Raw genomic sequence first — 24,172 nt, 5'->3', positions numbered from 1 at the left:
GATCGGGTCCGGCCCCTTCGTGTGCGGGCCGCCGGGCATGATGGGCGCGTGGACTTCGAGCCGTACCGGGGCGAGTTGGTGGCGTACTGCTACCGGATGCTGGGCTCGTTCCACGAGGCAGAGGATCTGGTGCAGGAGACGATGCTGCGCGCGTGGAAGGCGCGCGAGCGGTACGACCCCACGCGCGCGTCCGTGCGCACGTGGCTGTACCGGATCGCGACGAACGTGTGCCTGACCGCGCTGGAGGGGCGCGGCCGGCGCCCGCTGCCGTCCGGGCTGTGCGCGCCGAGCGACGATCCGGGGGCGCCGCTCACGCCGGCGTCGGACATTCCGTGGCTCGAGCCGTTCCCCGATGCCCGCTACGACGTAGAGGTGCGGGCGGATCTGCGGCTCGCGCTGATCGCGGCGATGCAGGTGCTGCCGCCGAGGCAACGGGCCGTGCTCGTGCTGCGTGAGGTGCTGGAGTTCAGCGCCGCCGAGGTCGCCGCCCAGCTCGAGACGTCGGTGCCCGCGGTGAACAGCGCGCTCCAGCGTGCGCGTGCCGCCCTCGCGCGCGTGGGCGGTGCCGGCGAGGTCACGGAACCCGACGACCCCGAGGTGCGCGCGGTGGTTCAGCGGTACGTGCGGGCCTTCGAGGCTGCCGACGTGCCCGCGCTCGTCCGGCTTCTCACCGACGACGCCGTGCTGGAGATGCCGCCGGTGCCGCTGTGGTACCGGGGCAGTGGGGACTACGGACGGTTCATGGGGCGCGTGTTCGCGATGAGGGGCGTGGGCTGGCGGATCGCGCCCCTCACTGCCAACGGGCAGCCCGCGCTCGCGGCGTACGCGCCGGAGCCGGGTGGCGGGCACCGGTTCCACACGGTGCAGGTCCTCACCGTCACCGGCGGGCGCGTCGCACGCAACGTGGTGTTCGCGGATCCACGCGTGCTGGAGGTGTTCGGCGCGGTCGGCTGATTCCTCCGGACGGGTTTTGGGCGCGCCGATGATTCGGGGCGGTGTCACCGGTACGTACCGGTGAGCATCGATCGCACCGAAGGGACGGACGTCATGAGTGTCGTCGTCATCGAGTTCATCACCCTGGACGGGATCGTGGAGGACCCGGACGGCTCCGGGGGCACACCACGGGGCGGCTGGGCGTTCCGGTACGGACCCGAGGCGGTCGCCGGGGACAAGTTCCGTCTGGGGAGCACCCTGGACGACGGGGTTCTGCTGCTGGGGCGCAGGACCTGGGAGCTGTTCGCGCGGCTGTGGCCGGGGCGCGACGACCCGTTCGCGGCGCGCATGAACGCCGTGCCGAAGCTCGTCGCCTCCCGCACGCAGGCAGACGTGTCGGCCTGGGCGCACTCACGGCTCCTGGACGGCGGCCTCGTCGACGCCGTTCGGCGCGAGCGCGAGCGCCACGATGTGATCGTCACCGGCAGCCTGGACGTCGTACACGCATTGCGGGGTGAGGACCTGGTCGACGAGTACCGGCTGCTCACCTTCCCCGTCGTCCTCGGCGCGGGTCGGCGCCTCTTCTCCGCCGTAGGCCCGCCCGCGGATCTGGAGTGCCTGTCGGCCGAACGAGTCGGCGCGGCTGTCCTCACCCGGTACAGGAGGGCGGCCCGATGACATCTGAGGGTTGCGCGGCCTGACCCGTCGGCCGAACCTGCCCACTGCGCCATGTCCGCGGAGTGTCGCGTTATGAACCATTACGCCCGATCCATCAAGATGTGCGCGAAATCATCATTTCGTGTGTGTCCGGCGGATAGGGGTTCCAGGGTGAGCAGCGCGTCGATGTCGCGGTACGGCTTTGTGACCGTCCGGGGGCGTGGCTACCGCCCCGAGCAGGCCGACGCCTGCGTGACGGCGCTCTCGCAGGCGCGGGACGCCGCGTGGGAGCGGGCAGCGCGGCTGACCGTGCTCGCCAAGGACATGGAGGCGGAGGCGGAGCGGTTGCGCGAGACGGTCGCGCAGCTCGCTCCGCAGACGTACGAGACGCTCGGGGAGCGTGCACGGCGCATCTTCCAGCTCGGGGTGGAAGAAGCGGCGGCCGTACGGGAGGGCGCGCGGCGCGCGGCGCAGGAGCAGGTTGCGCAGGCGGAGTCGCGCGCCCTCGGCGTACGCCGGGCGGCGCAGGAGGAAGCGGACGCGCTCTGCGCGGACGGCGAGGAACGCGCCCGTCAGCGGTTGCTCGCGGCGCGCGCCGAGGCGGACGACGTGCGCGTCAGCGCCCGCAGCGAGGTGAAGGAGACACGCAGCGAGGCTCTCGCCGCGCTGCGCGAGATGCGGCAGCGCACCTCCGGGGTGCTCGCCGAGCAGTCCAGGGAGCACGCCGAACGGTGGGCCGGAGCCGAGCGCGAGGAGGCCGAGCGTGCGGTCGCGTCCGAGGCACGGCACACCGAGTCCGTGGCCCGGGCGGAGGTGGCACTGTCGGAGATGAAGCGTGCGCTCGCCGAGGCGGAGGAGTCGGCCCGGCGCTGCCAGGAGGAGGCGCGCGCGGGTGCCGCCGAGATCCTGGCCCAGGCACGGCTGCGCGAGGACCAGATCGCCCGGGAGACCGAACAGGTGCTCCGCGACCACGGGGAGACCTGGGACGACGTACGGGCGGAGATGGAGCACGTACGCAGCAGCCTGACGACACTGGCGAGCCAGGCGGCCCTGGAATGATCCGGGCCGAGCGAACCGAGCCGGCCTGAACTGGTCCGAGCGGGTGAGTGTAGCTCTGAGCGGATGGCGCGCACATCCTTTCCCCACGCCCGGCACGCGTCTCCGAGTCCGCTCGCTCAGCGCACGCCCGCCCCGGCGCCTGCTCGCCCGCACGGCGCACTGCCCGCGCCGCGCGCTCCCTTCTGCCCGTTCACCCCCGCGCGCACGCTAGCCCGCCCGCGTGCACGTCCCCTGCCCCGCGCTCTCGCATCCCCGCGCTCCTCAACTCCCTCTGAACTCCATGTCAACTCCCCCTCCGCACCACCCCCGCCAGAATCCATCCCTCCACCGCCTCGTACTGCCGCCGCTGTTCCTCCGCCTTCCTGCGGCCGGAGGCCACCGTGCCGAGCCAGCCGAAGGCGAAGCCCGCCGGGATCGAGACTATGCCGGTCGTCGTGAACGGGAACCAGTTGAAGTCGGCCTCGGGGAAGGCCGAGACGGGGGAGCCGGAGACGAGGTTGGTGCCCGGCATCAGCAGGAGGACGGTGAGCGAGCCGCCGATCAGGGTGCACAGCAGGCCGGTTCGGGTGTAGCGGCGCCAGAAGAGGCCGTAGACGAGAGCCGGCGCGAGGGCGGAGGCGCCGAGGCAGAAGGAGAGCGTGATCAGGGGTTGCAGGCTGCGGTGCTGGACCAGGGTCGCCAGCAGGATCGTGGGGACGCCTATGGCCAGCGCCGAGACCCGGGCCAGAGCCATCTCGCGTCGCGCGGACAGGTCCCGCAGGTGGGTCGCGAAGATGTCGTGGGCCAGGGAGTTGGCGCAGGCGAGGATCATCCCGGCGACGGAGGCCAGCAGGGTCAGGAAGATCGCCGTCGTGACCGTCGTGAACAGCAGGGTCTCCGCCGTCGACACGTCCGGTCCGAACGCCGCCCTCGACCCCAGCAAATACGCCGTGTTGCCCTGCGGATCGGCACCGGCGATCGTCGCGCGGCCGATCAGGGCCGTCGCTCCCATCCCGACGACCGTGATGATCAGCACGAACAGGGCCACGCTGGAGACCGCCCAGGACATGGAGCGGCGCACCTGGCGGGCGCTGGAGGCGGTGTACATGCGCATGGTGATGTGCGGCAGGCAGGCGCCGCCCGCGACGATCGTCAGCTGTGAGGTGATCATGTCCAGACGGGGAGCGGGACCACCCGCGAACTCCAGGCCCGAGTGCAGGAACGCCGCTGGGGCGCCGCTCTGTCGCGCCGCCGCGTCGAAGAGTGCGCCCGGGTCCCAGTCGAAGCGGTACAGGATCAGCACGGCGACCAGGGCGCCCGAGCCGAGCAGCATGACGATCTTCAGGATCTGGATGAGGGCGGTGCCCTTCATGCCGCCGATCGCCGCGTAGCTGATCATCAGCGCGCCCAAGCCGATGACGAAGCCCGTTTTCAGGGACTCGTTGGTGAAGCCGAGGATGAACGCCATCAGCTGCCCGGCGCCGGCCAGTTGCACGAGCATCATCGGCAGCAGTGCGGCGAGGGTGACCGCGCAGGCGGCGACACGGACGCTGCGGCCCGGCAGGCGGCGGGCCAGCGCGTCGCCCATGGTGAACCGGCCCGCGTTGCGCAGGGGTTCGGCCAGCAGGAACATCAGCAGCATCAGCGACAGCGCGGTGCTGAGCGCGAGGACGATGCCGTCGTAGCCGCACAGCGCGATCACGCCGGTGGTACTGAGCACGGTGGCCGCCGAGATGTAGTCGCCGGCGATGGCGAGGCCGTTGCGCAGGGGGGACAGGGAGCCGTAGCCGGTGTAGAACTCGTCGAGGTCGTCGCGGTCGGGGCCGGTCATCACGCACAGCAGGAGGGTGATCGTGGCGACGGCACTGAAGGCGACGAGGGACATCGCCTGCGCCGAGTCGCTGAAGCCGGTGAGCCCGGTCATCGCGGCGCCCCCCGTCGGGCGTCGAGTTCGGCCTGCTTGCGGATGCGGTCCGCGAGCGGGTCGACGCGCCGGCGGGCGGTGTGCTCGTACAGCGCGATCGCCAGCCAGGTGACCGGCAGCTGGAGGAGCGCGAGCAGCAGGCCGGCCGGTACGCCGTCGGTGACCCTGCTCGTCATCAGGCCCGGCGCGAACGCGGACAGGACGAGGAACAGCGTGAAGTAGCCGAGCGCGGTGAAGGTGGCGGTGCGCCGCTGCCGGCGGTAGGCGCCGCGCAGGATCCGCAGATCGCTGTGGTGCCCGAGGGGCACGCGGCGGGGCGGTTTGCGGGGGCGGGGCGGTTCGGGGGAAGCGACCTGCCAGGGGTAGGTGAGGTGTGGCGGGACGTGCGACGGAACGTGTGGGGACGGGTCGTATGACATCCCGGGGCTCCTTGCGCGGCTCGGGTCCGTGGCGGCGGACCGCAGGGAGGTGGGGAGTGGAGCCACGCACGTTACTCGCAAGTATCCGGAATGCGCCCCGCTTTTCACCGAACTGGCCGGTCGGTATGCGCTTACTGCGCGAAAACGCCTCTGACCTCAGGTGTTACCCGCGTTAAGTCAGCCTTTTCGGCGGTCTGTTGGAGGTTCCCCGGCACGCGCGCGTGCGCGTGACGTCCGTACGGAAACTGTTGTCCATGTCTCACCGGCGGGTCCCGGCGTCACACTCTCCGCCTCGCGCGCCCTCTTGTCGGCAGTACCGGCCCGGAAGCACCGGCTCGGAACGTCGTGGAGAGGGAACACCGCATGAACATCGTCGTCTTCGGAGCCAACGGGCCCACCGGACGGCTGGTCGTCGAGCAGGCGGATGCCGCGGGCCACACGGTCACCGCCGTCACACGCCACCCGGAAAGCTTCCCCGCGCGCGGGCCACGGGTGCGGGTCGTCGCGGCGGACGTGCACGACTCCGGCGCGGTCGAGTCCGCCGTCGCCGGGCAGGACGCGGTCGCCTCGGCGCTCGGTGTGCCCTACAGCCGCGACCCGGTCACCGTCTATTCCGGCGGCATGACGCACATCGCCCGGGCCATGACCCGGCACGGCGTACGGCGGCTGGTCGGAGTGACCTCGACCGTCCTGTTCGGGACGCCCGCGCCCGGCGAGAACTTCCTGTTCCGCAAGGTGCTGGAGCCGGGCATCGCCCGCTTCATGGGGCGCACCGTGTACGACGACATGCGGCGCATGGAGGAGATCGTCCGCGCGAGCGGCCTCGACTGGACGGTCCTGCGGCCCGGCGGGCTGTTCGACGCGGACGCCGTCAGCGACTACCGGACCGGTACGTCGCGACTGCCCGGCCGGTACACCGCGCGGGTCGACCTCGCCCGTGAACTGGTACGGCAGGCCGTCGGGGAACGCGGCCAGGTGCGCGCGTTCGTCGACGTGCGCACCACACAGGGCACGCCGACGTTGCTCGACCTCATCCGCAAGGAGGCCTTCGGCGGCAAGGACCATGCCGCCGCCGGGCGGTGACGCGCGCGCCACTCAGTCCCGGATCACCGGGAACCTCCGCGGCGCCAGGAACAGCAGCACCAGGAACGCCAGTACCGCCGCACAGCCGGCCCCCAGGTACACGGCGTGCACGGCGTCGGCGACCGCCCGCCGCATCGCCTCCGGCGCCGTACCCGCCTCCAGCCCGCGGGTCACCGAGTCCAGGGAGCCCGAGCCGCCCAGCCGTGCGGCCAGCACGCCGTTGGCGACCGCGCCGAACAGCGCGGCGCCCATGGTCTGCCCGGTCTGCCGGCAGAACAAGACCGAGGCCGTCGTCGTGCCGCGCTCCGCCCAGCCCACCGTCGACTGCACGCCGACGATCAGCGGGAGCTGGAACAGGCCCAGCGCGCCGCCGAGCAGCAGCATCAGCAGCGTCGGCTGCCAGGCCGCCCCCGGGTAGGGCAGGAACGGGAACGCGAACAGGATCAGGGCCGCCGCGCCGATGCCGAGCAGCGCGGTGTTGCGGAAGCCGATGCGCCGGTACACGTGCTGGCTCAGCGCGGCGGACACCGGCCAGCTCAACGTCCATACGGACAGCACGAATCCGGCCGCCACGGGAGCGAGTCCGAGCACCGACTGCGCGTACGTCGGCAGAAACACCGACGGCGCCACCATCAGCAGACCCATGACACCCAGCGCGAGATTGACCGCCGCGATCGTGCGGCGGCGCCACACCCACCCGGGGATGATCGGCTCCGGCGCGCGCCGCTCCACGACCACCACCAGCACGAGCAGCGCGAGCCCGGTGGTGAACAGCGCGAGCGACGGAGCGGACAGCCACGCCCACGCCACCCCGCCCTGCACCAGCGCGGTCAGCAGTACGCCGCCGCACGCGAACACCGCGAGCGCCCCCTTCCAGTCGATGCGCGGGGGCGTGCGCGGCTCGCGCGCCGGCTCGTGCAGATGACGGACGATCAGCCAGAGCGCGGCCGCGCCGATGGGCAGATTGACGAGGAAGATCCACCGCCAGTCCGCGTACGCCGCCAGCACTCCGCCGAGCCCCGGCCCGGCGACCGCCGACACCGCCCACACGGTGGACAGCTTGGACTGGATCTTCGGACGCTCCTCCAGCGGATAGAGGTCGGCCGCGAGGGTCTGCACCGTGCCCTGCAGCGCCCCGCCGCCCAGGCCCTGCACGATGCGGAACGCGATCAGCGCCCACATGTTCCAGGCGACCGCACACAGCAGCGAGCCCAGCAGGAAGACGGCCGCGCCCGCGACCAGCACCGGCTTGCGGCCGAAGGTGTCGGAGAGCTTGCCGTACACGGGGAGGGTGACGGTCACGGCGAGCAGATAACCGGAGAACAGCCAGGAGAAGACGGAGAACCCGCCGAGGTCGCCGACGATCTGCGGTACGGCCGTGGAGACGATGGTGGAGTCGAGTGCCGCCAGCGCCATCGCCAGCATCAGCGCGGCGACGACCGCGCCACGCGCGCGTGCCCCGGTACTCCGTGCCGTGCCGCCGCGTATCGCGGGTTTCGTGTCGCCCACCGGATCCCCTTCCCATGGCTCTGCTCGGCCCTGTATGGCCCCTGCATCTATCGCCGCACCACAGCTTCCCACTTGGCCCGCCCGTCGCCCGACCACCACCCCTCAACGACGCGCTCGCGCGGCACCTGCTGATGGCGACGGGGGGTGGAACCTGACTGCGCCGGCGGGTGGAGCCGACCCCGAGAAGGACTCCACCCGGCGGTGGACAGCCCCTAGGGGTACCTCCGTACTACGGCTCGGGGAGGGTTCGTACCGGCGGAGGACGAGACGGCCCCGAGCCGTCCTTAACCTGGCTTTATGCCGCCGGGGGGGCGGTTGTCCGAACCGGCGGGGGTGGGGTTTTCCCCAGCAGAAGACGGGGCTTCGCACCAGCGCGCGGCACCCCTGCCGCCCACGAGACTCATCGTTGTACCGCTTCGCGACGTACGACAGCGCGAAATACCACCTCGATCCACCGGTGTGGCGCTCCACGCCGCCCATTCGTCAACCGACATAGGAGACTTACCGTGACATCGGCTGTGACCATTCCCAGGCACGGGGGCACTGGAGGGCCTACGGCCGTTGCCGCGCGGGCCCGGCAGGTCGTCAAGGCGTACGGGTCCGGGGAGACCCGAGTCGTCGCTCTCGACCACGTCGACGTGGACATCGCCCGCGGGCGGTTCACCGCGATCATGGGCCCCTCGGGGTCCGGCAAGTCCACCCTCATGCATTGCCTCGCCGGGCTCGACACCGTGACGAGCGGTCAGATCTACCTGGACGAGACCGAGATCACCGGCCTGAAGGACAAGAAGCTCACCCAGCTGCGCCGGGACCGGATCGGGTTCATCTTCCAGGCGTTCAACCTGCTGCCGACGCTGAACGCGCTCGAGAACATCACGCTGCCCATGGACATCGCCGGCCGCAAGCCGGACAAGGCCTGGCTGGACCGGGTCGTGGAGACCGTCGGCCTCGCCGGGCGGCTCAAGCACCGGCCCACCCAGCTCTCCGGCGGCCAGCAGCAGCGCGTCGCCGTCGCCCGCGCCCTGGCCGCCCGCCCGCAGATCATCTTCGGGGACGAGCCGACCGGAAACCTCGACTCGCGCGCGGGTGCCGAGGTGCTGGGCTTCCTGCGCCGCTCGGTCGACGAGCTCGGCCAGACCATCGTGATGGTCACCCACGATCCGGTGGCCGCCTCCTACGCGGACCGCGTGCTGTACCTCGCCGACGGCCGGATCGTCGACGAGATGCACCAGCCGACGGCCGATCAGGTCCTGGACCGCATGAAGGACTTCGACGCCCGGGGGCGTACGTCATGACCGTCCTGAAGACGTCCATGCGCAACTTCTTCGCGCACAAGGGACGCATGGCGCTGTCGGCGATCGCGGTGCTGCTGTCGGTGGCGTTCGTGTGCGGCACGCTCGTGTTCACCGACACGATGAACACGACCTTCGACAAGCTGTTCTCGGTGACCGCGTCCGACGTCACCGTCTCGCCGAAGAACGCCAAGAGCGACGAGACCCCGCAGAACGGCGTCCCGCTCTCGCTGCCCGCCTCCGCACTGGAGCGGGTGACCGGCGCGGGCGGCGTCAAGTCGGCCGAGGGCGCGGTCAGTTCGATGAACGTGACTGTCGTCGACAGCGACAACGACAACATGGGCTCCAACACCGGCGCACCGACCATCGCCGGCAACTGGACGAAGAACGACCTGCGCTCCATGGAGATCACCTCCGGTCACGCCCCGCGCGGGCCCACCGAGGTGATGGTCGACGCCGACACCGTCGACAAGCACCACCTGAAGATGGGCGACGAACTGCGCACCATCGCGCAGACCGGTGACTTCACGGCACGCATCGTCGGCATCGCCACCTTCAAGGTGACCAACCCCGGTGCCGCCGTCGTCTACTTCGACACCGCCACTGCCCAGCGCGAACTGCTCGGCACCACCGGCCGGTTCACGCAGATCAACGTCACCGCGGCCGACGGCGTCTCCGACGCGCGGCTCAAGCAGGACGTCGCCCGGACGCTCGGCGCGGGGACGTACAAGTTCCAGACCGCCAAGGAGAACGCCGACGAGAACCGCAAGGGCGTCGGCGAGTTCATGAACGTCATCAAGTACGCCATGCTCGGCTTCGCCGGGATCGCGTTCCTGGTGGGCATCTTCCTGATCATCAACACGTTCTCGATGCTGGTCGCCCAGCGCACCCGCGAGATCGGCCTGATGCGGGCCATCGGCTCCTCCCGCGGCCAGGTCAACCGGTCGGTGCTGGTCGAGGCCCTGTTCCTCGGTTTCGTCGGCTCGGTCCTCGGCGTCGGCGCCGGTGTCGGCATCGCGGTCGGACTGATGAAGCTCATGGGCTCGATGGGCATGGACCTGCCGACCCGGGACCTGACCGTCAAGGCGACCACCCCCGTCGTCGGGCTGCTCCTCGGCGTGATCGTCACCGTCCTCGCCGCCTACCTCCCGGCCCGTCGCGCCGGCAAGGTCTCCCCGATGGCCGCGCTGCGCGACGCGGGCACCCCGGCTGACGGCAGGGCCGGCCTGGTACGGGCACTGATCGGCCTGGTCCTCACCGGAACCGGCGCCGCCGCCCTGTACGCGGCGGCCACGGCCAAGAAGGCGAGCGACGGCTCGCTCGTCCTCGGCGCGGGCATCGTCCTCACCCTGATCGGCTTCGTCGTCATCGGTCCGCTGCTGGCCGGCGGTGTGGTCCGGGTGATCAGCGCGGTGCTGCTGCGGGCCTTCGGCCCCGTCGGCCGCATGGCCGAGCGCAACGCCCTGCGCAACCCGAGGCGTACGGGTGCCACGGGCGCGGCCCTGATGATCGGCCTGGCGCTGGTCGCCTGCCTGTCCGTGGTCGGCTCCTCGATGGTCGCCTCCGCCACCAGCGAGCTGGACAAATCGGTCGGCGCGGACTTCATCGTCCAGGGCAACCAGCGCATCGTCCCGAAGGCCGAACAGGCCATGGAGCAGTCGCCCGGCCTCGCCCACGTCACCCGCTACAAGATGCTCGACGCCACCCTGACCTCGCCCGACGGCAAGACCGACAAGGACGGACTCACGGCCGCTGACCCGTCGTACGCCGACGATCTGCGCCGTCCGACCACCGAGGGCACCCTGAAGAACGCCTACGGCACGGACGCCATGTCGGTCGGCTCCGACTACGCCAAGAAGCACGGCGTGCACGTCGGCGACACGATCAACGTCGCGTTCAAGGGCGGAAGGACGGCCGAGCTGAAGGTCGCTGCCATCACCGACGACTCCACGGCGATCGACCAGGGAGCGCGCTACACCAGCATCACCACGATGGAGAAGTACCTGCCCAAGAGCCAGATCCCGCCGAACGTGATCATGTTCGCCAAGGCCAAGGACGGCCAGGAGAAGCAGGCGTACACGGCTCTCAAGAAGGCGATGAAGCCGTACCCCGCCTACGAGGTCCGGGACCAGACCGACTACAAGCAGGAACTGAAGGACCAGATCGGCCAGCTCCTGAACATGGTCTACGGCCTGCTCGCCCTGGCGATCATCGTCGCGGTCCTCGGTGTGGTGAACACCCTGGCCCTGTCGGTGGTCGAGCGGACGAGGGAGATCGGCCTCATGCGGGCCATCGGCCTCTCGCGCCGCCAGCTGCGCCGCATGATCCGCCTGGAGTCCGTGGTCATCGCCCTCTTCGGCGCGCTGCTCGGCCTCGGCCTGGGCATGGGCTGGGGCGCGACCGCCCAGAAGCTCCTCGCCCTGGAGGGCCTGGGAGTCCTGGACATCCCCTGGCCGACGATCATCGGCGTGTTCATCGGCTCGGCGTTCGTGGGCCTGTTCGCGGCCCTGATCCCGGCGTTCCGGGCGGGCCGGATGAACGTACTCAACGCGATCGCTACGGAGTAGCTGCGCAGGCTTGACCGGTCCGTACGACCACCGCATACGGGGGTTGCGGGGGAAGGGCCCGGCGCCGAGGAGTCCTGGGGGACTTCTCGGCGCCGGGCTCGTCCGTGTTTGTAGGTTCCCACTCGACCCACCGACCCTGGCCCACCAGGAACCGGCGTTATCCACAGGCAACGGCGCAAGGCGACGCCAAGTCGTACGCTGGGGAGCCCCGGCCCGCACCCGCGTCGGGCTCTTTGCGTTACCCACCTCCCGGACGGAAAGCCCTCTCCATGAGCCTGCACGGTCTGCTCGACGCCGTAGTCAAGGACGCCGCACTCGCGGAAGCGATCAGCGCGGCCGCGGACGGCAACCGCATGCACGTCGACCTGGTCGGCCCCCCGGCGGCCCGCCCCTTCGCGGTCGCCGCCCTGGCCAGGGAGGCCGGCCGCCCTGTGCTGGCCGTGACGGCGACGGGGCGCGAGGCCGAGGACCTGGCTGCCGCCCTGCGCACGCTGCTGCCCTCGGAGGGCGTCGTCGAGTACCCCTCGTGGGAGACCCTGCCGCACGAGCGGCTCAGCCCGCGCAGCGACACCGTCGGCCGCCGCCTGGCCGTCCTGCGCCGCCTCGCCCACCCCCGCCCCGACGACCCCGAGACGGGCCCGGTCTCCGTCGTCGTGGCGCCCGTACGGTCCGTGCTCCAGCCGCAGGTCAAGGGCCTCGGCGACCTGGAACCGGTGTCCCTGAGGACGGGCCAGACCGCCGACCTGAACGCCGTCGTGGACGCCCTCGGAGCGGCGGCGTACGCGCGCGTGGAGCTCGTCGAGAAGCGCGGCGAGTTCGCCGTGCGCGGCGGCATCCTCGACGTGTTCCCGCCCACCGAGGAACACCCCCTGCGCATCGAGTTCTGGGGCGACGACGTCGAGGAGATCCGCTACTTCAAGGTCGCCGACCAGCGTTCCCTGGAGATCGCCGAGCACGGCCTGTGGGCGCCGCCCTGCCGTGAGCTCCTGCTGACGGACGACGTACGCGCGCGTGCCCGTGCCCTCGCCGAACAGCACCCCGAGCTGGGCGAACTGCTCGGCAGGATCGCCGAGGGCATTGCGGTCGAGGGCATGGAGTCCCTGGCACCCGTCCTGGTCGACGACATGGAACTGCTCCTCGACGTGATGCCCAAGGGCGCCATGGCCGTCGTATGCGATCCGGAGCGGGTACGCACGCGTGCGGCCGACCTCGTCGCCACCTCGCAGGAGTTCCTGCAGGCGTCCTGGGCGGCCACCGCGGGCGGCGGAGAGGCGCCCATCGACGTCGGCGCGGCCTCCCTGTGGTCCATCGCGGACGTCCGGGACCGGGCGCGCGAGCTGGACATGATGTGGTGGTCCGTGTCGCCGTTCGCGGCGGACGAAGAACTGGACGCGGACACGCTGAAGCTGGGTATGCACGCCACCGAGACGTACCGCGGCGACACGGCGAAGGCTCTGGCCGACACCAAGGGCTGGCTCGCCGACGGCTGGCGCACGGTCTTCGTGACCGAGGGCCACGGCACGGCGGCCCGCACGGTCGAGGTACTCGGCGGCGAGGGCGTCGCGGCCCGCCTCGAGATCGACCTCGGGCAGATCGCGCCGTCCGTCGTGCATGTGGCGTGCGGCTCGATCGACTACGGCTTCGTCGACCCGGCGCTCAAGGTCGCCGTCCTCACCGAGACCGACCTGTCCGGCCAGAAGGCGGCCGGCCGGGACGGCGCCCGCATGCCCGCCCGCCGCCGCAAGACGATCGACCCGCTCACCCTGGAGGCGGGCGACTACATCGTCCACGAGCAGCACGGCGTCGGCCGCTACATCGAGATGGTGCAGCGCACTGTCCAGGGCGCCACGCGCGAGTACCTGGTCGTCGAGTACGCCCCGGCCAAGCGCGGCCAGCCCGGCGACCGCCTCTACATCCCGACCGACCAGCTGGAGCAGATCACCAAGTACGTCGGCGGCGAGGCACCCACCCTGCACCGCCTGGGCGGCGCGGACTGGACGAAGACCAAGGCTCGCGCGAAGAAGGCGGTCAAGGAGATCGCCGCCGACCTGATCAGGCTGTACAGCGCGCGCATGGCCGCCCCCGGCCACTCCTTCGGCACGGACACCCCCTGGCAGCGCGAGCTCGAGGACGCCTTCCCGTACGTCGAGACGCCCGACCAGCTCACCACGATCGCCGAGGTCAAGGACGACATGGAGAAGTCGGTCCCGATGGACCGGCTGATCTGCGGCGACGTCGGCTACGGGAAGACCGAGATCGCGGTGCGGGCCGCCTTCAAGGCCGTACAGGACGGCAAGCAGGTCGCGGTCCTGGTGCCGACGACGCTGCTGGTGCAGCAGCACTTCGGGACGTTCAGCGAGCGGTACGCGCAGTTCCCGGTGAACGTCCGCGCCCTGTCCCGCTTCCAGACCGACACCCAGGCCAAGGCGGTCCTGGAGGGACTCAACGACGGCGCGGTGGACGTCGTCATCGGCACGCACCGGCTGTTCTCCTCGGAGACGAAGTTCAAGGACCTCGGCCTGGTCATCGTCGACGAGGAGCAGCGCTTCGGTGTCGAGCACAAGGAGCAGCTGAAGAAGCTGCGTGCCAACGTCGACGTGCTGACGATGTCCGCGACTCCGATCCCGCGCACCCTGGAGATGGCGGTCACCGGCATCCGCGAGATGTCCACGATCACCACCCCGCCGGAGGAGCGGCACCCGGTGCTCACCTTCGTCGGGCCGTACGAGGAGAAGCAGATCGGCGCCGCGATCCGCCGCGAACTGCTGCGTGAGGGCCAGGTCTTCTACATCCACAACCGGGTCGAGTCCATCGACCGTGCCGCCGCCCGGCTGCGCGAGATCGTGCCCGAGGCGCGCATCGCCACCGCCCACGGCCAGATGTCCGAGTCGGCCCTCGAACAGGTCGTCGTGGACTTCTGGGAGAAGAAGTTCGACGTCCTGGTGTCGACGACGATCGTCGAGTCCGGCATCGACATCTCCAACGCCAACACACTGATCGTCGAACGCGGCGACACCTTCGGCCTGTCCCAGCTGCACCAGCTGCGCGGCCGTGTCGGCCGGGGACGCGAGCGCGGGTACGCGTACTTCCTGTACCCGCCGGAGAAGCCGCTGACCGAGACGGCGCACGAGCGTCTGGCGACCATCGCCCAGCACACCGAGATGGGCGCGGGCATGTACGTGGCGATGAAGGACCTGGAGATCCGCGGCGCCGGCAACCTGCTGGGCGGCGAGCAGTCCGGGCACATCGCGGGTGTCGGCTTCGACCTGTACGTCCGTATGGTCGGCGAGGCGGTCGCGGACTACCGGCGGCAGCTGGAGACCGGGGAGATCGAGGAGGAGCCGCCGCTCGAGGTCAAGATCGAGCTGCCGGTCGACGCGCACGTCCCGCACGAGTACGCGCCGGGCGAGCGGCTGCGCCTGCAGGCGTACCGGGCGATCGCCTCCGCCAACTCCGAGGAGGACATCAAGGCCGTACGGGAGGAACTGGTCGACCGTTACGGCAAGTTGCCCGAGCCGGTGGAGAACCTGCTGCTGGTGGCAGGACTGCGGATGCTCGCGCGCGCGTGCGGCGTCGGCGAGATCGTGCTCCAGGGCACCAACATCCGCTTCGCGCCGGTGGAGTTGCGCGAGTCGCAGGAACTGCGGCTCAAGCGGCTGTACCCCGGGACGGTCATCAAGCCGGCGGTCCACCAGGTGCTGGTGCCCCGCCCGAAGACGGCCAAGGTGGGCGGCAAGCCGCTGGTCGGGCGCGAGTTGCTCGGCTGGACCGGCGAGTTCCTGGCGTCGATCCTGGGATCGTAGACCCAGCCAGTCGAGCACGATGCGATGGGGGAGTCGGTCATGTCCGAGCAGGTCGGTAAGCCGGTCGGCAGCGGGACGGTGCGGGACGGCGGGGTGACGCCGGCGCGGGCGCGCCAACTGTGGCACCTGCTGGAACCGCTGCACGCGGTCCTCTACTACGCGCCGGAGGTCTTCGAGGAGGCGGCCGCGCTCGGGTACGACACCGAGGAGCGCTGGCCGAGCTACTTCCCGCTGCGCGCCGCGCCGTTGGGCGCCGTCGGCAGCGAGCGGGTCGCCTCCGCCTTCTACAGCTTCAACCCCCGCATGGTCGCCCAGCACATCGACGCGGCCTGGACGGTCGCGAGCCCCCGGCAGGTCCTGGAAGCGAGGCTGCGCGGGATCGACCGGACCTACCGCGCGATCCTGGGCGACCGCGTCGACGGCCCCGAGCCGGCCGAGGCCGCGGCCCTGGCCCGGCGCGCAGCGGAGGCGGCGAACACCGAGGCCCGCCCGCTCGCCGCGGCCAACGCCGAACTGCCCTGGCCGGACGCTCCCCATCTGCAGCTGTGGCACGCGGCGACGATCCTGCGCGAACACCGCGGCGACGGCCACCTCGCGGCCCTCCTCCTCGCGGACCTCGACCCGGTCGAGTCGCTCGTGTCCTTCGCCGCGATAGGCGCCGCCTCCGTGGAGCGCTTCGAGAGCCGGGGCTGGAGCGCCGAGGAGTGGACGGCCGCACGCGAACGCCTGGTGGCCCGCGGCCTGGTGGACGAGGACGGCACGGCGACCGAGGCGGGGCGCGCACTGCGCAGCGAGGTCGAGCTCCACACCGACCGGCTCGCCACCGCCCCTTGGCGGACACTCGGCGCGACCGGAGTCGACCGGCTCACCGAACTCCTCGGCGACTACTGGGTCGCGGTCCTGTCCTCGGGGCTGCTGCCCTCGGAGTCGACGCTGGGGATCGGCAAGGTCTGAGCTGCGAGCGGACCCGCTGAGCCGCCGGAAGCGACCGGCGACACCTCCGAGTTGCCTCGAGCGCCCCCTGCGAGCCCCCTGTCCACCGCGCCCCTCCCCGCGGTTACCGTGGGTTCGGCACAACGATCCGCCCGTGCGGGGGCGGCCCAGGAAAGCAAGGGGGGACGCTCGTGATGCGTCTGAAGGGCGCTGCCGTCATCGCCGTCGCGATGGTGGCCGCCGTGGCCGGTTGTACGGACCTGCAGAACAAGGGGTCTTCGGGATCTCAGGGGTCAGGGAGCGGGGGCGCCGCCCTGGCCGCGGCGGAGTCCCTGACCGTCAAGGGCCGGGCGCCGAAGACCGGTTACGACCGGGAGCGGTTCGGCACGGCCTGGGCCGACACCGACTCCAACTCCTGCGACACCCGGGACGACATCCTCAAGCGCGACCTGAAGGAGGTGAAGTTCACCGACGGCGACTGCAAGGTGTCCTACGGCCTGCTGGAACCCGATCCCTACTCCGGCAAGGAAGTGACGTACCGTCGCGGCCGCAGCCTGGTGGACATCGACCACGTCGTCGCGCTTTCGGACGCCTGGCAGAAGGGCGCCAAGTACTGGGACGCCGGTAAGCGGATAGCTCTGGCCAACGACCCGCTCAACCTCTTGGCCGTCGACGCAAGCACCAACCGCGGCAAGGGCGACGGCGACACGGCGACCTGGCTGCCGCCCAACAAGGGGTATCGATGCGCGTACGTCGCCGCGCAGGTCGCGGTGAAGAAGAAGTACGGCCTGTGGGTCACCACCGGGGAGAAGGCCGCCATGAAGAAGGTCCTCACCACCTGCCCCGACCAGAAGCTCCCCTCGGGCGGCAACCCGACGAAGGCACCGGAGCGCTTTCACGCGCGCTGAGGTGAGGCATCGGGGGGCGGCGGGTCCGACTGGCGTGCGGGGGCGGCGTAAAACCGCTTTCCGGCCGTGAGCACGCCCACCTACCGTGGCCGGCATGGACGTCAAGGTGTCGAAGCTCTCCGAACGGCCCGACATGCTCGAACACGTCGTCGGCATGGCCGACACCTGGCCCCGCTTCACGGTCAACGACCCGGTGGGCAACGCGCACTACGGCCGTATCCCGACCGAACTTCCTCAGTACGTGCTGTTCGCCGAGGACGAGCGGGGCGAAGTCGTCGCGCACGCCTACAGCGTGCCCGTATCCGTCGCCGCCGAAGGCCGGGGCGGCCTGCCCGCGCGTGGCTGGGACGAGGTGCTGGTCCGGGCCTTCGCCGACCTGCGCCACGGAACCCGCCCCGACACGGTCAGCGCGATCTCCATCGTGGTGGCCCCGCACGCCCAGGGCCGTGGACTGTCCGTCCGGATGCTCTCGGCGCTGCGGGACAACACCCGTGCGCAGGGCTTCACCGAGGTGGTCGCCCCGGTCCGCCCCAGTGCCAAGCACCTCGAACCCCGCACCCCGATCACCGAGTACGCGCACCGGACGCGGCCCGACGGACTCCCGTACGACCCGTGGCTGCGCGTCCACGCCCGGGCCGGCGCCGTCATCGACTCCATCGCGCCCGCATCCATGACCGTGGCCGCTTCGCTGGAGGAGTGGCGCGCCTGGACGGGCCTGCCCTTCGACACCCAGGGCGACATCGACGTACCCGGCGCTCTGGTCCCCGTCCGCTGCGAGCCGGAGCGAGGGTACGCGGTGTACGTGGAGCCAAACGTGTGGATGCGGCACCCCTTGTGAGGTGCCGCATCCGGGTTCAGCCGCCGAGGGCGTCCAGGTCGATGACCTTGCCTGCCGGCTTCTTCGCGGGCACCGGCTCGTCGTAGTCGCTGAAGGTGAGGGAACCCGGGTCCTCGGCCGACGTGCTGTCGATGCGCAGCAGATACGGCTTGCCCTCGGTGGCGACGTACAGCGTGTAGCGGTCCTTGCCGTCCTTCTCGTGCAGCACGAGGGCGGGCGTACCGTCCACAGTGGTCGTCTTCCCGCGGGTGGCGTCCGAGTTGACGTCCTCGGCGCCACCGAGCACCGAGTCCAGGTCGCAGAAGCCGGCGATGTCCTTGGCGTCCTGGCCCTTCGCGGCCATCTTGGTCCACTTGCCGGCCAGCATCGCCACGGCCGCGTCGGTGTCGGCCTTGGGCTCGCCCTTGCTCTGCGCGCGCAGGAACGCCTCGTCGTACTTCATGTAGACGGTGTCGCCGGTCTTGATCAGATCGGCCTTGCCCTGTCCGCCGACGTTCATCGTGCCGGCGCAGTCGCCCTTCTTGTCCAGGGCCATGTCGATGCGGATGGTGCCGCCGCTCTCGTCGTCGGGGACGTCCCCCTTCATACGGAGTGAGGAGGCGGCGGTGGTGGCCTTCACGGCGCGGTCGGTGATCTCGCCGCCGGACAGTCCGGCGAACGGACCCTTCGGCTCGCTGTCCGCCTTGTCTTGCCCGGGCAGACAGCCGGTGAGCCCCGCGGTGGCCGCGGCGGCGAGGAAGAGAGCGGCAAATGCGGTGCAACGCATGGGAGTTCCATGGTGAAGAGATGAGCGGTGGGTGCTGGTGCTGGTGCTGGTGCTGGTGCTGGTGCTGGTGCGGGGGCCGGGCGCGGCTCGACGGATGCCGGACCGCCGCGCCTGATGCGACGACCGCGGTGTCGTACCAGGTGACCGCGATGCCGTACGGCGGCTCGGTCAGCCGGTCTTCTTCCAGTCCCCGCAGCCGGTCGTCTTGAAGTAGGCGTCGCCGGGGCGGAGGGTGACGACGGCGGTGCCGGTCACGTTGTTGTTCGCGATGATCGAGTCGAGCCCGTGCTCGGCGTCCTTGGTGCGCTCCCAGTAGCAGGAGTCGTCGGCGTTGCCGGCCGACTTGTACGTGCCCGGCGCGATGTCGGTGCCGACCTTGAACATGCCGCCGTCGCCGTCCATCGAGGAGGCGGGCGACCCCTTCGCCTTCGGGTCGACGGCCTCCCAGTCCGTGCAGCCGCTCGACTTGAACAGCTTGTCGGTCGGCTTGACGGTGACGTAACTGGTGCCGCTGACATTGTCGTTGGCCAGCAGCGAGTCCATCTCGCCGGAGGCGTCCTTGGCGCGCTCCCAGTAGCACATGCCGTCGGTGTTGCCGGTGGTGCGATACGTCCCCGGCTTGACGTCGCTGCCGACCTGGAATTCGCCGTCCCCGTCGAACGCGGCCTTCTTGTCGGCCGCCTCTGATCTGGCCGCGTCCTTCTCGTCGCCCTTGCCACCGGACGCGTGCGGGGTGGACGCCGACGAGCCCTTGCCGGAGTTGCCGTCGTTTCCGTCGCTGCCGTTCCCGCTGTTCGCCGACACGGCACCGATGATGACGACTCCCACGACGGCGCCCAGCGCGACCTTGGCCTTCATCCCCATGACTGTCCCCTCCCCGAGATCGCGACCGCCTCCGTGCGGCGGTCGCTCGTTCGCTGGGTCAATAACAGCAGAGTATGTGAACCGAGTCAACACGATTCACGCGATGATGTGTGTACACGCGCGTGAAGGGGTGGATCACGTGTGTGCCGGTATGCTCGGCGTCACACGCGGAACGAGGGGAGTGGGGCGGGTGCGGGACAACGCGACAGAAGTGACCGCCGCCGGAATCGCACGGCTCGCCGGCGTCGGCCGGGCCGCCGTCAGCAACTGGCGCCGCCGGCACGCCGACTTCCCTAAACCGGTGGGCGGCACCGAGACGAGTCCGTCCTTCGCCCTCTCCGAGGTCGAGGCCTGGCTGCGCAAGCAGGGCAAACTCGCCGAGGTCCCGCTGCGTGAACGGGTCTGGCAGCAACTCGTCGGCCATCCCGAGGGCCCGGTCACCGCCCTGGTGCACGCGGGCTGCGCCCTGCTGCTCATCCATGAGCGCCCCACCGTGTGGCTGGAGGTGAGCGCCGGCTCCGACGAACGCCTCGCCGCGATGCTGCCCGCGGCGCTGGAGCAGGTGATCGCCCCACGCTTCGGCACGACGGGCGGCCGGCGTGTTCACAAAGGGAAGCCCTCGAGCGGGGCGCCGGGTGTGAACGACCTGGCCTCGGTTCACACCCCCGCCGTTCACACCCCCACCGCCCCCGCCCTGCTCCCCTCCGTCCCCCTCCTCCGCGGCGTTGCGGAGCTGGGAGCCGAGACGGGGGCGCGGCAGGCGTTCGAGTTCCTGTTGGGGCGGCACCTGGACGCCAACCCCCGTCAGTACACGCTCACCCCGGCCGAACTCGCCGGGCTCATGGCCGACCTCGCAGGTCCCGCCCGCTTCGTCCTCGACCCGGCCTGCGGCACCGGCGCACTGCTGCGGGCCGTCGACACCCGACCCGACCAGGAGCTGTACGCCCAGGACAGCGCGCCCGACCTGGCCGCGCTCACCGCACTGCGGCTGGCGCTGCACTCGCGGGCAGCCGTGCGCGGCGCCGCGGGCGACACCCTGCGTGCCGACGCCTACCCGGAGCTGCGCGCCGACGCGGTCCTGTGCCATCCGCCGTTCAACGAACGCAACTGGGGGCACGACGAACTCGCCTACGACCCCCGCTGGGAGTACGGCTTCCCGGCGCGCACCGAGTCCGAGCTGGCCTGGGTGCAGCACGCGCTCGCCCGGCTCGCCGACGGCGGCACCGCCGTGCTGCTCATGCCGCCCGCCGCGGCCTCGCGCCGTTCCGGCCGTCGGATCCGCGCCGATCTGCTGCGGCGCGGTGCGCTGCGTGCGGTCCTGGCGCTGCCGGTGGGTGCGGCGCCGCCGTACAACATCCCTCTCCACGTGTGGATGCTGCGCCGGCCGGACAGGGCGCCCGCGCAGCCGGAGGTGCTGCTCGCGGACACCGGGCAGTTCGCCACGGAGGGGCGCGGCGGGCCGGACTGGCAGGCCGTGCGGGACGCTCTCCTCGACGCCTGGCGTGCCTTCGACCGAGCGGGGCGGCTGGACGAGCGGCCGGGGCTGGCCCGTTCCGTGCCGGTGATCGAACTCCTCGACGACGACGTCGACCTGGCCCCCGCCCGCCACCTCCCGCCGTCCACCGCGGCCGACGGCGCCGAGCAGCTCACGGCCGTTCGGGAGCGGCTCGGCGAGACCCTGCGGCTGGCCTCCGGGCTCACCCCGCCGCCCCCGGAGTCCGCGCGGCCCACGCGCTGGCCGCTCACCACCGTCGGTGAACTCGCGCGCGGCGGCGCCCTGGTGATGCGCACAGGCGGGAACGGCGGTCAGGCGCGCCTGCCCGTGCTCACCGACCACGACGTCCTCGCCGGAACCGCGCCCTCCGGGACACTGCCCGAGAGCGACGAGGAGGCCGTGCTCACCGAACCGGGCGACGTCGTCGTCCCGGTGCTCGGCGGCGGTTCGATGGCACGCGTCATCGACGACGCGACGGGGGGCGCCGCCCTGGGGCGCAGCCTGGTGCTCCTGCGCCCCGATCCCATGGCGCTCGATCCGTGGTTCCTCGCCGGCTTCCTGCGCGGCACCGCCAACAACCGGCAGGCCAGCAGCTACGCGTCCACCGCCACGCGCCTCGACGTGCGCCGCCTCCAGCTGCCCCGGCTCCCGCTCGACGAACAGCGGCGCTACGGCGCGCGCTTCCGCGCACTCGACGAGTTCGAGCGGGCGCTCAGGCACGCGGGCCGGCTCGGGGAGCAGCTCGTGCGCGGGATGTACGACGGGCTGACGGACGGGACGGTCGCGGCGGACCCGGCCGCCCACGACGCTCTTCGCGGCGCCTCCCGCGACGGAAGTTGATGCTCCGCCCGTCGCCGGGCCTACCTGCGATGTCGTACGAAGCGATCAGCACGACAACGGTTCGGTACAACCCGTGACCCGTTGTCCCTGTCGGCCTATACGCTCGAACTCCGATATCGAAACTCCGGCCCAGGAGCAGTCATGTACGGCCACGGCGCGGTGCCGCCCCACCGCAGCGACGGCACGGTCATCACCCTGCGCGTGCTGATCGCCGCATCCGGGTTCCTCTCGTGCGGCATCCTCGCGTGCGTGCCGCTGTTCCGGGTCGCCTTCCTGCGAGGGCGGTCGCTCGACTGGCTGGTGGCCTGGCTGAGCGTGCCGGTGTCCATCACCTGCTTCGCGGTGATCGGCGCGCTGCCGGAGACCGACCCGAGGACCGACGTCGCGCTGGCCGTGATCCTGATCCTCGGCGCCGCGGCGTCCGCCTACTTCCTGGCCATGGACATCCGCCACCGCAACACCCCGCGCCCGCCCGCCGGTTACGCGCCGCCCCACGCCCACACCGTCCCGACGCCGTACGGCTACCAGCAGCCCGCGCCGCCGTACCAGGGCACGCCCGCGCCGCAGCCGCCCGTCGCCCAGGACCCGCACCCGATGGCCCAGACGTACATACCGGCCCCGCCGCCGCCCCAGAACCCGCCGCCGCAGCGCCCCGCGCCCGCCCGCATCGACCAGGTACGCGCCGAACTCGACGAGCTGAGCGACTATCTGCGCCGGCACGACGGCAAGCACGGCGGCGACCACGAGGGCGGAAGGTGACCGTGGCGCAGGGACGCGTCGTCGCCGCCCGTTACGAACTGTCCACGCTCATCGGGCAGGGTGGCATGGGCCAGGTCTGGACGGCGTACGACCAGCGGCTCGACCGGCGCGTGGCGGTGAAGCTGCTGCGCCCCGACAAGGTCGCCGGGCAGGAGGCGGACGAGCTCCGCCGCCGCTTCGTACGGGAGTGCCGGGTGACCGCGCAGGTCGACCACCCAGGGCTGGTCACGGTTCACGACGCGGGCAGCGAGGGCGAGGAGTTGTTCCTCGTCATGCAGTACGTCGACGGCGCGGACCTCTCCGACCACCTCGCCGAGCACGACCCGTACCCGTGGCAGTGGGCGGTCGCGGTCGCCGCGCAGCTGTGCGCCGTGCTGAGCGCGGTGCACGCCGTGCCGATCGTGCACCGCGACCTCAAGCCGCGCAACGTGATGGTGAAGCAGGACGGCACGGTGACCGTCCTCGACCTCGGCGTCGCCTCCGTCATGGACACCGACACCACGCGCCTCACGCACACCGGCTCCCCGATCGGCTCGCCCGCCTACATGGCGCCGGAGCAGGCGATGGGCGGCGCGGTCGGGCCGTACACCGACCTGTACGCGCTCGGTGTGCTGCTGCACGAACTGCTCAGCGGGGACGTCCCGTTCGCCGGTTCCACGGCGCTCGGCGTGCTGCACCGGCACCTGTACGAGCCGCCGCTGCCCGTGCGCCGGATCCGCCCCGAGGTCCCGGAGTCGCTCGAGGCGCTCGTCCTGCGCCTGCTCGCCAAGGACCCGCAGCACCGCCCGGCGTCCGCGCAGGAGGTGTACGAGCACCTGGCGTTGCTCCTGCCCGCGCGCGGGACGCCGAGCGGGGCGCCTCTCGACCCCACCCGCCCCTTCCTGCGCCCGCACGCCCCCTGGCCGGACCGTGCGCGTACGCCCGCGCCCCGGCCGGCCCCCGCGGCGGCCGTCCCCGACAAACCCGATGTCGCCGCCGCCGTCGACGAGGTCAAGCGGCTCCTCGGCGAGGGCCGTATCACCCAGGCCGTCGACATCCTGGGCGCGATCCTGCCCACCGCCGCCGAACAGCACGGGGAGCACTCCCCCGTGGTGCGCACCCTGCGCAAGCAGTACGCGGCAACGCTCATGGACGACGGCCAGTACCGGCGCGCGCTGCCCGAACTGCGCCGTCTCGCCGACGAACGCGCCACCGAGGCCGGCCCCGCCGACCCGCAGTCCCTGCGCTTCCGCCACGACGCCGCCCAGTGCCTGGAACAACTCGGCGAACCGGCGGCGGCGCTCGCGGAGTACCGCGCGCTGTTGCCGTACTACGAGAACCAGTACGTGTCCGGCGACCCGGCCCTCGCCCACGACGTGCGGCGCCGCATCGGACATGTGCTGCTCGCCCTCGGCGACCGGCCCGCCGCGCACGACACGCTCGTGCGGCTGCTGCACGACGTGGAGCGCGTGCAGGGGCCGGGCCACCCGCTGGCGACGGAGATCCGGCGGACGCTGCAGTGGCTGGGGCAGGTGCGCGGCTAGGCACAGGCCCGGCCACCGGAT

18 protein-coding genes are annotated in these 24,172 nt (G+C 71.5%); 13 read left to right on the top strand and 5 right to left on the bottom strand.

From position 1 onward, the window contains the following. Positions 1 to 48: 48 nt before the first annotated feature. The 3 genes from ACFYXB_RS27320 (at position 49) to ACFYXB_RS27310 (ending at position 2,649) form a co-directional block, all read left to right on the top strand. A complete protein-coding gene (locus tag ACFYXB_RS27320) occupies positions 49 to 954 on the top strand; it encodes a sigma-70 family RNA polymerase sigma factor (protein ID WP_389586799.1) in 906 nt (301 codons plus the stop codon). Positions 955 to 1,047: 93 nt separating this feature from the next. Continuing rightward, the gene (locus tag ACFYXB_RS27315; protein WP_389586797.1) at positions 1,048 to 1,611 is read left to right on the top strand and encodes a dihydrofolate reductase family protein; all 564 of its coding nucleotides are present in this window, start codon (positions 1,048 to 1,050) and stop codon (positions 1,609 to 1,611) included. 150 nt (positions 1,612 to 1,761) lie between these two features. Then, positions 1,762 to 2,649 (top strand): cellulose-binding protein, encoded by an 888-nt coding sequence (locus ACFYXB_RS27310; protein ID WP_389586795.1) that lies wholly within the window; start codon positions 1,762 to 1,764, stop codon positions 2,647 to 2,649. A 283-nt stretch (positions 2,650 to 2,932) separates the two neighbouring features. Here ACFYXB_RS27310 and ACFYXB_RS27305 read toward each other — a convergent pair whose 3' ends face one another. Further along, positions 2,933 to 4,552, bottom strand: coding sequence for a cation acetate symporter (locus ACFYXB_RS27305; protein WP_351344586.1), 1,620 nt, complete (start codon positions 4,550 to 4,552; stop codon positions 2,933 to 2,935). Beyond that, entirely contained in the window at positions 4,549 to 4,971 is a 423-nt protein-coding gene (locus ACFYXB_RS27300) for a DUF485 domain-containing protein (RefSeq protein ID WP_389586793.1), read from the bottom strand. The genes ACFYXB_RS27305 and ACFYXB_RS27300 overlap by 4 nt, the downstream gene beginning before the upstream one ends. Before the next feature lie 363 nt (positions 4,972 to 5,334). Between ACFYXB_RS27300 and ACFYXB_RS27295 the strand changes: the two genes are divergently transcribed. Next, positions 5,335 to 6,054, top strand: a complete 720-nt coding sequence (locus ACFYXB_RS27295; RefSeq protein ID WP_389586791.1) for an NAD(P)-dependent oxidoreductase — start codon at positions 5,335 to 5,337, stop codon at positions 6,052 to 6,054. Positions 6,055 to 6,066: 12 nt separating this feature from the next. Here the strand turns inward: ACFYXB_RS27295 and ACFYXB_RS27290 are convergent, their stop codons facing one another. Further along, positions 6,067 to 7,563, bottom strand: a complete 1,497-nt coding sequence (locus tag ACFYXB_RS27290; RefSeq protein ID WP_389586789.1) for an MFS transporter — start codon at positions 7,561 to 7,563, stop codon at positions 6,067 to 6,069. 506 nt (positions 7,564 to 8,069) lie between these two features. Here ACFYXB_RS27290 and ACFYXB_RS27285 point away from each other — a divergent pair. The 6 genes from ACFYXB_RS27285 to ACFYXB_RS27260 all read left to right on the top strand — a co-directional run bounded on the left by ACFYXB_RS27285 (position 8,070) and on the right by ACFYXB_RS27260 (position 17,904). Beyond that, on the top strand, positions 8,070 to 8,858 hold the full coding sequence (locus ACFYXB_RS27285; protein ID WP_389586787.1) for an ABC transporter ATP-binding protein: 789 nt from the start codon (positions 8,070 to 8,072) through the stop codon (positions 8,856 to 8,858). Continuing rightward, the gene (locus ACFYXB_RS27280) at positions 8,855 to 11,422 is read left to right on the top strand and encodes an ABC transporter permease (RefSeq protein WP_389586785.1); all 2,568 of its coding nucleotides are present in this window, start codon (positions 8,855 to 8,857) and stop codon (positions 11,420 to 11,422) included. The genes ACFYXB_RS27285 and ACFYXB_RS27280 overlap by 4 nt, the downstream gene beginning before the upstream one ends. Positions 11,423 to 11,691: 269 nt before the next feature. Further along, on the top strand, positions 11,692 to 15,225 hold the full coding sequence (mfd, locus tag ACFYXB_RS27275) for a transcription-repair coupling factor (RefSeq protein WP_389586783.1): 3,534 nt from the start codon (positions 11,692 to 11,694) through the stop codon (positions 15,223 to 15,225). Between the two features lie 39 nt (positions 15,226 to 15,264). Beyond that, entirely contained in the window at positions 15,265 to 16,179 is a 915-nt protein-coding gene (locus ACFYXB_RS27270; protein ID WP_389586781.1) for a hypothetical protein, read from the top strand. 173 nt (positions 16,180 to 16,352) lie between these two features. Next, entirely contained in the window at positions 16,353 to 17,066 is a 714-nt protein-coding gene (locus ACFYXB_RS27265) for an HNH endonuclease family protein (RefSeq protein WP_389586941.1), read from the top strand. Between the two features lie 94 nt (positions 17,067 to 17,160). Next, entirely contained in the window at positions 17,161 to 17,904 is a 744-nt protein-coding gene (locus ACFYXB_RS27260; RefSeq protein ID WP_389586779.1) for an N-acetyltransferase, read from the top strand. Positions 17,905 to 17,920: 16 nt separating this feature from the next. Here the strand turns inward: ACFYXB_RS27260 and ACFYXB_RS27255 are convergent, their stop codons facing one another. Both ACFYXB_RS27255 and ACFYXB_RS27250 read right to left on the bottom strand, forming a co-directional pair. Next, on the bottom strand, positions 17,921 to 18,670 hold the full coding sequence (locus ACFYXB_RS27255; RefSeq protein ID WP_389586777.1) for a hypothetical protein: 750 nt from the start codon (positions 18,668 to 18,670) through the stop codon (positions 17,921 to 17,923). Positions 18,671 to 18,838: 168 nt separating this feature from the next. Continuing rightward, complete coding sequence (locus ACFYXB_RS27250; RefSeq protein ID WP_389586775.1) at positions 18,839 to 19,534, bottom strand: hypothetical protein; 696 nt, start codon at positions 19,532 to 19,534, stop codon at positions 18,839 to 18,841. 190 nt (positions 19,535 to 19,724) lie between these two features. Between ACFYXB_RS27250 and ACFYXB_RS27245 the strand changes: the two genes are divergently transcribed. The 3 genes from ACFYXB_RS27245 to ACFYXB_RS27235 all read left to right on the top strand — a co-directional run bounded on the left by ACFYXB_RS27245 (position 19,725) and on the right by ACFYXB_RS27235 (position 24,151). Beyond that, positions 19,725 to 21,869 (top strand): N-6 DNA methylase, encoded by a 2,145-nt coding sequence (locus ACFYXB_RS27245; RefSeq protein WP_389586773.1) that lies wholly within the window; start codon positions 19,725 to 19,727, stop codon positions 21,867 to 21,869. Between the two features lie 141 nt (positions 21,870 to 22,010). Next, positions 22,011 to 22,628 carry a hypothetical protein gene (locus ACFYXB_RS27240; protein WP_351344554.1) on the top strand — a complete coding sequence of 206 codons (618 nt, stop codon included), beginning with the start codon at positions 22,011 to 22,013 and terminating at the stop codon, positions 22,626 to 22,628. 38 nt (positions 22,629 to 22,666) lie between these two features. Next, positions 22,667 to 24,151, top strand: coding sequence for a serine/threonine-protein kinase (locus ACFYXB_RS27235; RefSeq protein ID WP_351344913.1), 1,485 nt, complete (start codon positions 22,667 to 22,669; stop codon positions 24,149 to 24,151). Positions 24,152 to 24,172: the final 21 nt, after the last annotated feature.

It is taken from the genome of Streptomyces sp. NPDC002619, from assembly GCF_042889305.1.
Classification (GTDB): Bacteria; Actinomycetota; Actinomycetes; order Streptomycetales; family Streptomycetaceae; genus Streptomyces.
Note: the sequence above shows the minus strand (reverse complement) of the source record. Positions and strands in the feature narration are given on the sequence as shown.